The 14,944-nt window shown below is 39.2% G+C and carries 16 protein-coding genes; 12 read left to right on the forward strand and 4 right to left on the reverse strand.

All coding sequences use genetic code 11. The annotated features are described in order from the left end of the window. The first annotated feature begins 24 nt into the window (after positions 1 to 24). Together htpG and KK060_RS09955 are read left to right on the forward strand one after the other, a co-directional pair. A complete protein-coding gene (htpG, locus tag KK060_RS09950; RefSeq protein ID WP_254153571.1) occupies positions 25 to 1,926 on the forward strand; it encodes a molecular chaperone HtpG in 1,902 nt (633 codons plus the stop codon). Positions 1,927 to 2,013: 87 nt separating this feature from the next. Further along, positions 2,014 to 2,847 carry a toxin-antitoxin system YwqK family antitoxin gene (locus KK060_RS09955; protein ID WP_254153572.1) on the forward strand — a complete coding sequence of 278 codons (834 nt, stop codon included), beginning with the start codon at positions 2,014 to 2,016 and terminating at the stop codon, positions 2,845 to 2,847. A gap of 113 nt (positions 2,848 to 2,960) precedes the next feature. Here KK060_RS09955 and KK060_RS09960 read toward each other — a convergent pair whose 3' ends face one another. Then, complete coding sequence (locus tag KK060_RS09960) at positions 2,961 to 3,311, reverse strand: YraN family protein (protein WP_254153573.1); 351 nt, start codon at positions 3,309 to 3,311, stop codon at positions 2,961 to 2,963. 43 nt (positions 3,312 to 3,354) lie between these two features. Between KK060_RS09960 and KK060_RS09965 the strand changes: the two genes are divergently transcribed. The 5 genes from KK060_RS09965 to KK060_RS09985 all read left to right on the forward strand — a co-directional run bounded on the left by KK060_RS09965 (position 3,355) and on the right by KK060_RS09985 (position 6,572). Then, positions 3,355 to 4,356, forward strand: a complete 1,002-nt coding sequence (locus KK060_RS09965; RefSeq protein WP_254153574.1) for a bifunctional phosphoglucose/phosphomannose isomerase — start codon at positions 3,355 to 3,357, stop codon at positions 4,354 to 4,356. Positions 4,357 to 4,459: 103 nt separating this feature from the next. Then, positions 4,460 to 4,633 carry a hypothetical protein gene (locus KK060_RS09970; RefSeq protein WP_254153575.1) on the forward strand — a complete coding sequence of 58 codons (174 nt, stop codon included), beginning with the start codon at positions 4,460 to 4,462 and terminating at the stop codon, positions 4,631 to 4,633. A gap of 7 nt (positions 4,634 to 4,640) precedes the next feature. Next, positions 4,641 to 5,468, forward strand: a complete 828-nt coding sequence (locus KK060_RS09975; protein WP_254153576.1) for a hypothetical protein — start codon at positions 4,641 to 4,643, stop codon at positions 5,466 to 5,468. Beyond that, entirely contained in the window at positions 5,461 to 6,171 is a 711-nt protein-coding gene (gene lipB, locus KK060_RS09980; protein WP_254153577.1) for a lipoyl(octanoyl) transferase LipB, read from the forward strand. The genes KK060_RS09975 and lipB overlap by 8 nt, the downstream gene beginning before the upstream one ends. Beyond that, on the forward strand, positions 6,168 to 6,572 hold the full coding sequence (locus tag KK060_RS09985; RefSeq protein ID WP_254153578.1) for a hypothetical protein: 405 nt from the start codon (positions 6,168 to 6,170) through the stop codon (positions 6,570 to 6,572). Before lipB ends, KK060_RS09985 begins: the two co-directional genes overlap by 4 nt. Here KK060_RS09985 and KK060_RS09990 read toward each other — a convergent pair. Then, a complete protein-coding gene (locus tag KK060_RS09990) occupies positions 6,563 to 7,225 on the reverse strand; it encodes an ATP-binding cassette domain-containing protein (protein WP_254153579.1) in 663 nt (220 codons plus the stop codon). The genes KK060_RS09985 and KK060_RS09990 overlap by 10 nt on opposite strands. Then, a complete protein-coding gene (locus KK060_RS09995; RefSeq protein WP_254153580.1) occupies positions 7,225 to 7,521 on the reverse strand; it encodes a hypothetical protein in 297 nt (98 codons plus the stop codon). Before KK060_RS09995 ends, KK060_RS09990 begins: the two co-directional genes overlap by 1 nt. An 82-nt stretch (positions 7,522 to 7,603) precedes the next feature. Between KK060_RS09995 and KK060_RS10000 the strand changes: the two genes are divergently transcribed. The 5 genes from KK060_RS10000 (at position 7,604) to KK060_RS10020 (ending at position 14,100) form a co-directional block, all read left to right on the forward strand. Then, entirely contained in the window at positions 7,604 to 8,320 is a 717-nt protein-coding gene (locus KK060_RS10000) for a 3'-5' exonuclease (RefSeq protein ID WP_254153581.1), read from the forward strand. Between the two features lie 8 nt (positions 8,321 to 8,328). Beyond that, positions 8,329 to 10,509, forward strand: coding sequence for a ribonuclease R (gene rnr / locus KK060_RS10005; protein WP_254153582.1), 2,181 nt, complete (start codon positions 8,329 to 8,331; stop codon positions 10,507 to 10,509). A gap of 7 nt (positions 10,510 to 10,516) precedes the next feature. After that, complete coding sequence (locus KK060_RS10010; protein ID WP_254153599.1) at positions 10,517 to 11,494, forward strand: polyprenyl synthetase family protein; 978 nt, start codon at positions 10,517 to 10,519, stop codon at positions 11,492 to 11,494. 187 nt (positions 11,495 to 11,681) lie between these two features. Then, positions 11,682 to 12,881 carry a nucleoside permease gene (locus tag KK060_RS10015; protein WP_254153583.1) on the forward strand — a complete coding sequence of 400 codons (1,200 nt, stop codon included), beginning with the start codon at positions 11,682 to 11,684 and terminating at the stop codon, positions 12,879 to 12,881. A 28-nt stretch (positions 12,882 to 12,909) separates the two neighbouring features. Further along, entirely contained in the window at positions 12,910 to 14,100 is a 1,191-nt protein-coding gene (locus tag KK060_RS10020) for a Gfo/Idh/MocA family protein (protein WP_254153584.1), read from the forward strand. Between the two features lie 48 nt (positions 14,101 to 14,148). On the opposite strand, the gene KK060_RS10025 is transcribed toward KK060_RS10020, so the two are convergent. Next, on the reverse strand, positions 14,149 to 14,931 hold the full coding sequence (locus tag KK060_RS10025) for a DUF3108 domain-containing protein (protein WP_254153585.1): 783 nt from the start codon (positions 14,929 to 14,931) through the stop codon (positions 14,149 to 14,151). Positions 14,932 to 14,944 lie beyond the last annotated feature (13 nt).

The raw sequence follows: 14,944 nt of genomic DNA on the forward strand, positions 1-14,944 counted from the left end.
ACAAACTTTTTTAAAACATAACCTATGGCAACTGTACAAGAAAAAGGTACCATTTCAATTCATACCGAGAATATTTTTCCAATCATCAAGAAGTTTCTCTACTCAGACCACGAGATCTTTTTGAGAGAATTGGTTTCCAATGCAGTTGATGCAACTCAAAAACTGAAAAAACTTACTTCTATGGGCGAGTTCAATGGTGAACTCGGAGACCTGAGAATAGAAGTTACTTTTGATAAGGATAAAAAGACCATCACTGTCAGCGATAAAGGTATCGGTATGACAGCTGATGAAGTTAAAAAATATATTAACCAGATAGCATTTTCAGGTGCTACTGAATTTATTGAGAAGTTTAAAGACAAAGCTGACGGCAAAGACATCATCGGCAAATTCGGCTTGGGCTTCTACTCATCCTTCATGGTGGCTGATAAGGTAGAGATCGTTTCAAGGTCTTTTAAAGCCGCAGAACATGAGGCAGCCCGTTGGGAATGCGATGGTTCAACAGAATTTGAGCTCTCCATCACCAACAAACAAGAACGCGGAACAGATGTAATCCTCCATATTAATAAGGACTCAGAAGAGTTTTTGGATGAATGGAGATTGAAAGGCATACTTGAGAAGTATTGCAAATTCTTACCAGTTGAAATTAAATTCGGCACTACGGAAGAAAGCGTTGAAGACGGCGTAGACAGCGAAGGCAAAACAAAATATAAATCTGTTACCAAAGACAGAATTATCAATAATCCCTCACCCCTTTGGACTAAATCTCCTAATGACCTGAAGGATGAAGACTATCTGAAGTTTTATAAAGAACTTTACCCCTTCTCTGAAGAACCGCTTTTCTGGATACACCTTAATGTAGACTATCCTTTTAACCTTACAGGAATTCTTTACTTCCCTAAAGTGAAAAATGACTTTGAGATTCAGAAGAATAAGATACAGCTCTACTCACGCCAGGTATTTATTACTGACGAGGTAAAAGATGTAGTACCTGACTTTTTAATGCTACTACATGGCGTGCTTGATTCTCCAGATATTCCGCTGAACGTTTCAAGAAGTTATCTGCAATCAGATACCAACGTTAAGAAGATCAGCCAGCACATCACTAAAAAGGTGGGCGATAAACTCCAGGATCTTTTCAAGAAAGACCGAAAAGACTTCGAGAAGAAATGGGATGACATCAACATCTTCGTTAAGTACGGAATCATCAGCGATGAGAAGTTTTATGATCGCGCGAAAGATTTCACCTTATTAAAGAACGTAGACGACCAGTACTTCACTTTTGAAGAATATAAAGAGAAGGTAAAGGCAAACCAGACTGATAAGGACAAGAATCTTGTTTATATATACGCCTCTGATAAGGGTAAACAGCACAGCTTTATAGAAGGTGCAAAAAACAAATCGTACGATGTGCTGGTTTTTGACGGAATTCTTGACAGTCACTTTATTAATACCCTTGAGCAAAAGCTGGAGAAAATACAGATAAAAAGGGTTGATAGCGACATAGCAGAAAAGCTGATTGACAAAGACGAGAAAATTGAAAGCGTGCTTAGCCAGGAAGAGCAAGACCAGGTGAAGTCGGTATTTGAGAAAGCTATTAACAACAAGAACATGAACGTTACTGTTGATTCTATGTCGCCTAATGACCTTCCTGTGGTCATAACCATGAATGAGTTTATGCGCAGGATGAAAGACATGGCAAAAACAGGTGGTGGCCAATATGCTTTCATGGGGTCTATGCCAGACAACTACAACGTAGCTGTTAACGGGAACCATCCTATTGTTCAAAAAATTATTAAGGCAGAAAACGAAGAAGCAAAGACAAAACTGGCAAAACAAACTTTTGATCTTGCCTTGTTGTCCCAAAACCTGCTAACGGGTGCGGATCTTACCAACTTCATCAAACGTAGTGTTGAGCTGATTTCGTAATTCAAATTTTAAGTACAATATTAATCCTCACCCTGGTGAGGATTTTTTATTTTTATACTAATAAATGCGTTTTATCGTTTAGCGGATATGAAATTTTTAGGGCATACTATAGCGGCATTATTTATAAGTCTGCCATTTCATCTTTTAGCGCAGCAGAACAAAGAAAATGAGCAGGATGCTGAACAACGCTTTACGATTGATACTCCTGCAAGCCTCGACTTCACCAAAGAAGAACCCGTAGAAGAAAAGAAAACTAAAAAGCCTAAGAAAAAGGTGTTCTACGGCATAAAAACCAAGAAAGGCTTTACAAGAAAAGGATATGGTGAACGTGTTACCTACGAATTATTCTATTATTTAAAGAAGCCTCAGCTTCCTACCAGCTTCGTCCGTGATATTTACTGGTACGACTTCAACAGAAGAGAAATTGTAAAAGGCAGCAAGTTTGACCCAAAGAAGGGCGTTCTCCTGCATGGACCTTATGAAAAACGATTGGGCGACGTTATTGTTCAAAAAGGAATCTTTTATAAGGGAACAAAACATGGGCGCTGGCTTACCTATAACGCCAAAGACAGCGCATTAATGGATAAAGAGAAGTATTTCCGCGGGTGGCCGAAAGAATCGGAAGTTGTTTACTATGACCCTACCGATAGAAAGAAGATGAAGGAAATAATACCAATTGAATTTGGCGAGCGGGATGGGCATTACTACCGCTTTTATGAAAACGGGCAGGTTGCAGTTTTTGGTGAATATCGCTGGGACCAAAAAGTTGGCGATTGGACAGAGTACTACCCTAACAACAGGCGAAAAAAAATAATAACCTATCCTAAAGAGCCATTCAATAAAGAGGTAAGGCCCTTTACAAGGGCAGAATGGAACGATAAAGGCAAAGAAGTATACAGAAATAATAAAATGGCTGAATAAGAAGTGACCCTTCTCGTCTTGCTTTATTAACACTCGATGTCTCTACTCCAAAAACGTTTTAGATTCATAAAGCTCATGAAATTAAGAGATCTGAGAACTTCGTGCTGAACATGCTAATTAATAGCATCCTCGAAATGAACGATTTCCGGTATTGTACCCAGCTTTACGGAAACAATATCGAAGCGTATATGCCCCCTCCAATCTTTACTAAAAATATACTCTTCTGCGGCTTCAAATATTTTTCGCTCTTTGGCTACATCAACAAAAGATTCAGGTTCACCAAAAGAATTTGAGCTCCGTGTTTTTACTTCGACAAAAATGAGCCAGTTATCACGCTTAACGATGAGATCAATTTCTGCATGTTTGAATCTGTAATTACGCTGAACTACCTCAAAGCCTTTCTGTATTAAAAATTCTGCAGCAAGATTCTCACCTTTGCTACCGGTTTTGATTTTATCGCTCATGCAAAAGTCATAACTTTGAAAAAACGAATTTAGCACTAAGTCAATGACCAAAAAATATATTGAAGGATTTACCCGCCAGCTTGCAGATGCGTTAAAGATAGGTCAATCGCTTGATCTTGTACGCCCTGGAAGTGACATTCGTAACGTAGTGATTGCGGGTATGGGCGGTTCTGGTATTGGAGCAAACCTGGTTGAGTCTCTCACCTTTGGAAGAATTCCCATTCCTATCACAGTTTGCAAGAGCTATAATATCCCTCAATTCGTTAGTCCGCATACGCTTTTTGTAGCCAGTTCTTACAGCGGAAATACAGAAGAAACAGTTGCAGCACTTAACAAAGCGCTTTTGAAAAGAGCACATTGTATCGTTATTGCCTCCGGCGGAAAGCTTTTGGAGATAGCGCGTGAGTATAACCTCTTCTATATACAGCTACCTTCGGGTTCTGACAGCCCGAGAGCCATGTTAGGCTACAATATGGTTTCACTCATGTCATTGTTGTACCATACAAATCTTATTGGGGCGGCCTTCATCAAAGAAACAGAAAATGCGATTGAATATTTAGACCGTGGGGAAAAAGGCATTCAGTCAGAAGCAGAACTTATTGCTAAAAAGCTAAAAGGAAAATTACCAGTTATTTATTGTGATAATCGCCTGTATGCTATGGCCCTGCGTTTTCAGCAACAATTAAATGAAAATGCCAAGCATATAGCACATATAAATACTTTCCCGGAAATGAACCACAATGAGCTTGTTGGATGGCGTTTCCCGGAGAATCTGATGCCTATGCTTCAGGTTATCTATCTATATTCTGATCATGACCATGAGCGGGTTGAAAAGCGGATGGAGATCTGCCGGGATATCTTCGAAAAGAAGTCAAACCCTATAATAGACGTTATCGGAGAAGGGGCTTCATTGCTTGAGCAATACTATTACCTCATCCATTTAACAGACTGGATTTCGTTTTACCTGGCGAAGGAGAACGGTGTAGAGCCAGATCCTATTGAGTCAATCGTTTACCTTAAATCTGAATTAGACAAGTTGAAATAGTAGAGCGCATCATCTTGTTCATCAGATTGATTTGAAACTTGTTTTTACACTCTTTCGTTGTATCTTTAGTTAACCAATATTAAAGAAAGCTATGCAAGCTCCAATGAGTGATCTGGTCAGGCGAATTTTAGCAGACAGAAAGTTGTCAAAGAAGCTTATGTTGGCAATCCAATCTGAGCGAAGAAATCCGGATGACCTTGAGGGAAGAACTGTTGTTGTTGATGGAAAAAAGCTCGTGTTAACACAAGCTCAGGGATTCCATCCTAAAAAGGGCTAGTACTTGAATGAATCTCGTATTTGGTTCATTATTTCTATTCATATTAATTTCACCAGGCTTATTCTTTCGTTTCTCCTACCTGCAAGGGAGTTATGCCAAGCTTACGTTTAAAGTTTCAGCGGTAGAAGAGATTTTCTGGGCACTTGTACCTGCCTTGCTATTTCAGCTCGCTGGCATGTGGGTAACAGAAAATGTATTTAATACTTCTGTTAACCTGGATATTGTTTACCAGCTTATTACAGGTGAGCAAAGTAATTTCCAGATAATTAAGGCCAGTGCTATACCGTTTTCGATCTACATCACAGTACTTTTAATCATCGGTGTCGTTTGTGGACTTACTACGCGGGCCCTGGTGCGTGTACTAAGGCTCGATCTGTACTTAAAATTCCTGCGGTTTGGAAACGAGTGGTACTACCTGCTAAGTGGTGAAAGCCTGAATCTGCCCATAAAAAAAAGGAATGAAACCTGGTATGGCAGCATCAAAGACTACTTTAAATCGTTGCGTAAAAAGAAAACAATTCCTCTTCTTATACAGGTTGATGCGCTAGTAAACTCAAGCGAAGGCGATATGATTTACAGTGGCGTGTTAAAAGATTTTTTTCTTTCGAAGGACAACGGGCTTGACAGGATTTATTTAAGCAACGTTTACAGAAGGAGCTTTAGAAACGATCTTGCAAACGAGGAGAATAATCCTGGGTTCTTAGCACGCGATACAGATGAACGATATTATACCATGCCTGGTTATGCTATTGTGATCTCTTATGATAAAATTCAAAATCTGAACATCACATACTACCTGGAACAGAATTTCGAGGATGAAGTAACTAATGAATGAAATTGTAAATAGAAAAACCCGGTTTCAGGATCTGGGTTTGATCGATTATAAAGAAGCCTGGGATTATCAGCTAGGCATTTTCGAGAAACTTGTTTCAATAAAAACAGCAAACAGAACCAACCCTGAGCAAATTCCTACAGAGAACCTCCTCCTCTTTTGCGAACACCCTCATGTTTTTACACTCGGAAAAAGTGGTGACAAGAAAAACCTGCTTATAAGTAAAGATAATCTGGATGCTATTAAAGCAAGTTATTATCACATTAACAGAGGTGGTGATATCACTTACCATGGTCCTGGTCAAATTGTCGGATACCCTGTTATTGATCTAGAAAATTTCTTTACGGATATCCATAAATATATGCGGTTGCTGGAGGAATCGGTTATACAAACGCTCGCCGCGTTTGATATTAAAGCGGGAAGAATTCCGGGCCTGACTGGTGTATGGCTAGATGGTGATGAGCCTAAACGTGCACGTAAGATCTGTGCCCTAGGTGTGAAAAGCAGCCGATGGGTAATGATGCATGGTTTCTCTTTCAATATTAATACAGACCTGCGATATTTCGATTACATTGTTCCCTGTGGCATACAGGATAAAGCTGTTACCTCCCTTCAAAAAGAACTAGGACATCCTCAGGATATGGAGAAGGTAAAAGCAATACTGAAAGAAAAAATTGCCGAACAATTTGGAATGGAGTTGATATGATTAAGGATATTAAAATACCGGAAGTAAAGAACGTAACGCTTGCCGTAGCCAGGAAAAAGGCACTCGGTGAAACTGATGATTGGAAAGTATTTCTTATCAACAACAACGATTTCCCTATTGAGAATACATTAGTATCAAGTAATGGATACGGAGAAAAGAACGGGGAAAAGCAAAGAACATCAACACTACGTCATTTTCTTGAGACTGTTCAATCACATAGTGCCGTGCTAATTGAACCGATTGACCCTGCGGTTTTTCATCTTAACAATGAATATTGGGTGAGTTACTACATTGGCCGCCAGATCTTTGATAAACGTTTTGTTTTCGTACCGGATACTATCCGCGAAGAGAATATTACTTTTATTAAAGAGCTTGATATGGAAGGTGTACTTCATTCATAAGCACTGATATATCCCAAGGTAACAAGCTGCTCCTTGTCTTTTATTTTATAAAGTTTGCCATTGCTCAGCACGTAAAGCGCATCAGCAATGGAAGTTACATGGCGATAAAGATGGTCGGTAATAATAATTCCTTTCGTCTTCTTCTCCTCATTTATAATTTCGATAAGTCGCTCAACATGCAGTGGCATTATTCCTGAGAATGGCTCATCTAAAATGCAGAATGGCGCGTTGGATTTTAGAACTAAGAACGCTTCAATAAGGCGCAAATACCCACCGGATAATTCCCTCGGCTTGTAATGCAGAAATTGTAGCACTTCGGGCAGGTCTTTTTCAACTTGCTTAATGGTTATATTAAAGAATTCAAATGCCTTTTTTATAGTGATATATGAAGGAATCAGCCCTTCTTGCGGGAGGTAGCTAATCAGCCTTTTACCTGCATAATTGCCTTGCAGTGAAACGCCATCGATACGAACTGACTTATGTTCTGCATTCATTGCTCCAAAAACCACCTTCATCATACAGGATTTACCAGAACCATTTCTTCCGAGCAGCCCTACTACTTCACCTGTTTGGCATCGCATGTAAATGCTTGAAAGTATATTCCTGGTATCAAAACTGAGTTCGATACTATCAAATTCCAGGGTGTGTGGCATTACAACAATACGTTTAGCGTAAAAAGAGTCATTAAAAGCCAGATTATTATATCTGTGACACAAGTTGTCACAAGCAATATCCTTCTTGTAAAGCCGAGGTTATGATAGAAATAGAACTGCCCTGCATTAAAGTAATACGTGTATAATGCCAGTATTCCGTTTACAAAAACTTTCATAAACAAAATCGGAATAGCGTAATGCCATGAGCCATAATGATAAATAAGTACACATCCGATAAGAGATACTGTAAGGGTGATCGGAATAAAACTCTGGTAGAAAGCAAAGATTACGCGCATTAAATGGCTCTAAATGCAAGGATTGTACCATTACCAATTGCAAAGCACCTGAACAAAATGTTACTTTTAAGAGTTAAAATATATGATACCTGAATTAAGAGATATACTTTTCATAGATATCGAAACTGTAGCTGCCTCTCGTGATTACAATGCGTTAGATGAAAGACTAAAAGTGCAGTGGGCCCGTAAAGCAGGATTTTTGAGAAGAGACGGTCAAATGTCGGATGAAGATATTTACCACGAACGTGCTGGTATTTATGCGGAGTTTGGCAAGATCATCTGCATTGCTGTTGGAAAGTTTTGCGACATGGAATCGGGTGAGCTAGGATTGCGCACAAAAGTATTTCAGAACCACGATGAAAAAGCACTGCTTACAGAATTTAAGGCAATGCTTGAGAAGATAGATTCCTCTACTTTAAGGCTCTGTGCTCATAACGGTAAAGAGTTTGACTTTCCGTATATCTGCAGGAGGATGTTAATTAATTCCATAGCTTTACCTGCCGCTCTGAATCTTTCAGGTAAGAAAGGCTGGGAGGTTCAGCACCTTGACACCATGGAGCTTTGGAAATTCGGTGATTATAAACATTATACTTCACTTGATCTTCTGGCAGCCATTTTTAACATTCCATCCAGCAAAACAGATATGGATGGAAGCCAGGTAAATGTTGTTTATTATAAAGAAAACGATCTCGAAAAGATTAGCCTTTACTGCCGTAGGGATGTTGTTGTTCTGGCACAATTATTTTTAAAATTGAGAGCATATTCTGTCATCCCTGAAAGTAATATCATAACTGTCTAGCCTACCAAATGAGTAAAAAAAAGAAAAAAGAAGTCCGCACGAAGAAGAAAGAGAAGAAACAGAAAGGACAGGTTGTTAGAATTCGTTCGGCAATCAAATCAATGATTAATGAACAGCCTGACAGAACCTTTACACTAAAACAAGTTGTAAGAAAATTAGGACTTAAGAAAAAAGAAGATATTAAAAAGGCTGGTCAGTACCTTGACGAGCTGCAGGGTGACGGTCATTTTGTTGAAGAAGAAGGCAGAAGCACCGCAAGAAGAACAGGACCCGAAGAATTACAAGGTGTTGTAGATCATGTCAGCTCAAGATTTGCCTACATCAATGTTGGAACCGAGAAAGATATATATGTAAAAACTGGCGATCTTCGCTCTGCCGTTGATGGTGATACAGTGCTCGTATCTGTATTCAAGTCAAAACATGGAGAACATCCGGAAGGTCGTGTAACAGAAATTGTAAAGAGAAGCCGTAACAGGTTTGTTGGTAAAATTGAAGTCTCAAAGAACTTTGCTTTTGTTGTTGCAGATGCGCGCAAAATACATCAGGACTTCTTCGTTTATCCGGAAAATATCAACGGTGCGGTAAATGGCGATAAGGTAATTGTAGAAGTTGTCAATTGGGCAGAAGCTGATAAAAAGCCAGAAGCCAAGGTAGTTGAGATTCTTGGTAAAGCCGGAGAGAACGAAGCAGAGATTCATTCTATCATGGCAGAATTCGACCTTCCCTTCCGCTTTTCAGAAAGTGTTGAAAAGGAAGCGTCAAAGATTGATGAAGGCATCACAAAAGAAGAGATCAAGAACCGAAGAGATTTCAGAGATACTACTACGTTTACTATTGACCCCCTTGACGCAAAAGACTTTGATGATGCGCTTTCTTTCAAAAAGCTTGACAACGGCAATTATGAAATAGGTGTACATATTGCGGACGTTACCCACTATGTTCGTATGAATTCCGCTTTAGATAAAGAAGCGTTTGACAGGGCTACTTCAGTTTACCTGGTAGATCGTACCATTCCGATGCTTCCTGAAAGACTTTCGAATGGACTTTGTTCTCTACGCCCTAATGAAGACAAACTTACCTTTGCTGCAGTTTTTGAAATGACTGATAAGGGCAAAGTGGTAGATGAATGGTATGGCAGAACTATTATTCACTCTGACAAGCGCTTTACTTACGAAGAAGCACAGGAAGTATTGGAATCAGGCTTAGGGCCTTTTGCAGAAGAACTGACGATCTTAAATGACCTCGCTAAGAAATTAAGGAAAGAACGATTTTCAAAAGGCGCTGTTAATTTCGAAACCACTGAAGTAAAGTTCAAGCTGGATGAGAAAGGCAGGCCATTGGCTGTTATTCCTAAAGTTAGAAAAGACGCACACAAGCTTATAGAAGAGTTTATGCTTCTGGCCAATAAGTACGTGGCTACCTTTGTTTATAACTATAAAAAAGGCAAGGATAAGAATACCTTTGTTTATCGTATTCATGATTTTCCTGATCCTGACAAAGTAAAAGACTTCGCAGTATTTGCTAAGCAATTTGGTCATAGAATGAATGTTGAAGAAGAATCTATCAGCAGATCATTGAATAAACTAATGGAGTCGATAGAGGGTAAGCCTGAACAAAATGTTTTGGAACAACTTGCCATCCGCACCATGGCAAAGGCTAAGTACTCGACTGATGTCAAAGGACACTTCGGTCTTGCTTTTAAACACTACACACACTTCACTTCACCTATCAGAAGATATCCTGACATGATGGTGCACCGTTTACTTCAGCACTATCTGGACGAAGGGAAGCCGGTAAGTAAAACTGAATACGAAGAGCGTTGCGTTCATTCGTCAGAGAGAGAAAAACGCGCGGCTGATGCAGAACGTGCCTCGATTAAGTATAAGCAGGTGGAGTTTATGACTTATGCTGAGAATAAGGTTTATGAAGGTCTGATCTCAGGTGTAACAGAATGGGGCATTTATGTAGAAATCATTGAAACCAAATGTGAGGGCATGATAAGAATGTCTGACATGAATGATGATTTCTATGAGTATGACGAGAAACGCTACAGAATAGTAGGAAGAAGGACCAAAAAGGTATTTACGCTTGGGGATAAGGTCTCAGTTCGCGTGAAGAAAACAGACATTGACAGAAGATTAATAGACCTTGTTTTTGCAGAAAAGAAATTTAACCAGGAAGAAGAATAAATTTGAAATGCCTTTGGAGTTTAACAAGTACCAGCAATGGTTAGAGACTGAAATCAAAAAACAGAAGTATGGCAAGCAACCCGCTTCATTATATGAACCCATAAGATACCTTATGGCCCTGGGCGGTAAAAGACTCCGGCCAATGCTAGCACTTCTTTCCTATTCACTTTACAAAGATGACCCTAAGCAAATACTTCCCTACGCAGTAGCCGTTGAAGCCTTTCATAATTTCACACTAATGCATGATGATATTATGGATCAGGCTCCATTAAGGAGGGGTAATGTTACTGTTCACGAAAAATGGAATGTCAACACGGCCATTTTATCAGGAGATGTAATGCTTGTGAAGGTGTATGATATGTTTCTTACCCTCCCGCCAGAAACACTGGGGGTAGTACTTGGCAGATTCAATAAGTGCGCCGCGGAGGTTTGCGAGGGACAGCAATGGGATATGGAATTCGAAACATCATTGTCGATAAAAGAATCACAGTATATCAACATGATTCGACAAAAAACTGCAGTGCTCCTGGGTTTTAGTCTTGAGTTAGGTGCTATACTGGCCCAGGCTTCAGCAGAAGATCAGGAATATCTGAAAGAATTTGGTGTTAACATCGGCATCGGTTTTCAATTGAAGGATGATTTGCTAGACGCATATGCAGACCCAAAGAAGTTTGGGAAACAAGTTGGAGGAGACATTATTGCAAACAAAAAAACATTTCTATTAATCAAGGCGCTGGAAAAGGCGAAAGGAAAAACATTAAAAGAACTTAACTACTGGCTCGCCCAAAAGAGGTTCAAGAAGCAGGAGAAGATAAACGCTGTGAAAAGGATTTATGATGCGTTAGATATTCCGAGGTTAACAGAAAAAAAGATAAATTCCTTTTTTGATAAAGGATTCAGAAGCCTAGACAGGCTGAGTATTAATCCGCAGAAAAAAGAGGCTCTTATTAATTTCACGAAAGCTTTAATTGAAAGGCAGTCTTAATTGCCTTTTTATAGTGCGATCGTCAATTACCTGTACTACAGGAATAATAATTTTATAGTTATTAAAGTAGATAATTCCTTATTTCAGAACTTTATTATAAAATTTATACAAGAGGTTTTTTGAGATAAAGAGAGCTCACGTATATTTCCTCTTCATTCAATGGCATCTGCCTTTTAAATCTTTATACATGAAACCAACTGTTATAACAAAACTTTCCCTGATGATGTTGTTCGAATACTTCATATGGAGTGCATGGTATGTTACCATGAATCCCTATATGAAGGCAAATATTGGAGCAACTGACGTACAAATTGGTGCAGCTTATAGTGCTTTGGCAATAGCTACAATCATATCTCCATTCTTTGTAGGTATGATAGCAGATCGCTTTTTTGCAGCTCAAAGGTTGATGGGCATCCTCCATATCATTGGTGGTGCTTTGCTTTTCCTTGCAACTGAAATTGAAAATCCAAATATTTTCTATTGGGTAATTCTGGCCTACTCGCTTCTTTACATGCCTACTATTGCTCTTTCAAATAGCATTGCTTTTCATCAGATGAGCGACCCAGGAAAACAATTCCCATGGATAAGAGTTTTTGGCACCGTGGGATGGATCGTTGCAGGTATTATGATTTCAACTCTTGGTGTGGATGAAACACCTTTTACATTCCATATGGCTGGAATTGCATCTGTAATATTAGGTCTTTTTAGTTTTGCATTACCACATACGCCTCCTAAAGGGAAAGATGCCGGTGCCACCGCATCCAGTGTATTAGGTACAGAAGCTTTTGTGCTATTTAAAAACAAACCTTATCTCATTTTCTTTATTGCCGCTATTCTTGTTTGTATTCCTTTATCTTTTTACTATAGCCAAACCAGTGGTTTCTTAACTGAATTGGGAATGAATAACGTGGCAGGCACAATGGCCTTCGGCCAATTCTCAGAAGCTATTTTCATTCTCGCAATTCCTTTTCTCTTTAATAGTATAGGAGTAAAAAGGATGATCATAATTGGTATGATAGCATGGGTTCTTCGTTATGTTATGTTTGCCTATGGCAACATGGATTCCGCAGCATGGATGCTTTATGCAGGTATCATTCTTCATGGTATTTGTTACGACTTTTTCTTTGTAACAGGATATATGTATACTGAGAAGAAAGCAGGAGAGAAAATCAAAAATTCCGCACAAGGCTTGTTTACCGTCGCCACTTATGGTGTAGGGATGGTAATAGGCACTGCATTCTCTGGTTTTGTTGCTGATAATTACAAGACAGATGCTGGCCATGATTGGACAAGCATCTGGTACGTGCCTGCAGGAATAGCGGTATTTGTACTTATTTATTTTGTACTCTTCTTTAAAGAAGAAAAACAGATAAAACAAGCAGTCTAGACATCACTTAAAAACTAACACCACGCCTATGAACATCGCCATGTTAGGTTCCGGTTTTATCGGACGTTTTTATGCTGACTCGCTACAGGGTTACAGAAGCAGAGACAAGATTGTATCGATATATTCCCGAAGAGAAGAAAGTGCAAAGAAATTTGCAGCTGACTATAAAGTAGCTTTTTCTACTACAAATATGGAGGAAGCTATTAACAGGCCTGAGGTGGAAGTTGTCTGTATATCGCTACCAAACAACCTGCACGAAGAAGCGGTTATGCTTTGCTGCAAACACAAGAAGGCTGTTATCACTACCAAACCATTAGGAAGAAATGCAGCAGAAGCAAAGCGAATGCTGGAAGCTGTTGAGAAGGCCGGGATATTTAATGGCTACCTTGAAGACCTTGTTTATACTCCCAAGTTTTTGAAGGCTCATGAGAGTGTAAAGAATGGCGCGCTAGGAAGAATACTTTGGGCAAAGTCACGTGAGACACACCCCGGGCCACACAGTGATTGGTTCTGGGATATAGAGCAAGCCGGAGGTGGTTGTATTCTTGATCTTGGATGCCATTGTGTTGAAATCACCAGAACTTATATCGGGAAAGACATTAAACCGGTAGAAGTAATGTGCTGGGCTGATACACAGGTAAAACCTATAGATGCAGAAGACCATGCTATCGGTTTGGTTAAATATGAGAACGGAGCAATTGGTCAGTTTGAAGTAAGCTGGACATTCCGTGGTGGATTGGACTTACGTGATGAGGTAATGGGCACAGAAGGAACTATCTGGGTAAACAGTTTCTTGCGTACCGGTTTTGAAATGTTTACAACAGGTAAAGGTGCTGATTATGTAGCAGAGAAGGCAGAAAGTAATTCGGGATGGCTTTTCCCGGTTGGAGATGAGCTGAATGAACTTGGCTACAACCATATGTTTGCCGATATGTTTAATGCTATGGAGCAAGGCGTAAATCCAAAAGAAACATTTTATGATGGATATGTTGTAAATGCTATTCTTGATGCCGCCTACAAATCCGCTAAAACCAAACAATGGGAGCCTGTACAACTTGATATCTGGAGAGGAAGGACAGGCGTAACGAAAGACAGTCACCTTCAAGAGTATGATGCGGAAAACTACCTCGTGAAGGAAGAGGTAACGCACTATGGCGCTAAGAAGGTTATTCTTAAAAGCAAAATGACGGGAAAGATCAGTGAGAAGACCTTATCCTGACACAAATTAAAATGCTCCCAATCGGGAGCATTTTAATTTTAAGAACATTTACAATTGCGTTAATGGAATGACAGTAGCTAGCTTTACTTTATAGCGGTAGCCGCCACGAAAATACTCCTGCATTTTTATAACTTCTTTTGATTTTTTACTGATCCAAAAGATTGCCCAACTATCTTTATCATAATCAATTTTCATTTTCCAGCAATCAAATGAACCTCCTTCAACCCCGTTAAGTTTTTCTGATCCTACTATGTCGTATTTATAATATTTAGGCTCTGATCTTCCTCCGGGATGATAGAAGTTGATATAGAACTTTTGGCCAACTCTTTTGAACGGCAGTGTACTAAACACTTCCAAATCAAGCTCCCAATTTAAAGTTGGCGCGGTAAGCATTACAGCAAAATCATTTTTAGAATTATTTAAAACCGTGTCTGCGCCTGATATTTTGTCCTTATAAAAATCGAAAGCTTCTGTTCCACGACTGCTTTTGGTATAATGATATATCGGCGCAAAATTCTTTTTATTACTTATCGAATACACATATCTATTAAAGAGTGTATCGCTCAAATACCAATGTTGTTTAATTTCGATTGTCTCGACTTCATTTTGCTTTTTAAAGGTAACATGCCTGTTCCAGATTGACATTCCGCCTAATCTTTGCTTTTTGGGATTTTCGAAGTACACCAAATATTGATGCAGGCCTTCTTTCAGATACTGAATCTGTAGTTCGTTCTTTGAAATATTGATGGTGTCCGTTTGAGAAAACGTGACATAAGGTGTAGCCAATATTGGAAATACAACCAGTAGAAGTTTACTTAATAGTGATTTCATAAAAGTAAAGGGA

The organism is Chryseosolibacter indicum (genome assembly GCF_018598585.1).
In the GTDB taxonomy this organism is placed as follows: Bacteria; Bacteroidota; Bacteroidia; order Cytophagales; family Cyclobacteriaceae; genus Chryseosolibacter; species Chryseosolibacter indicus.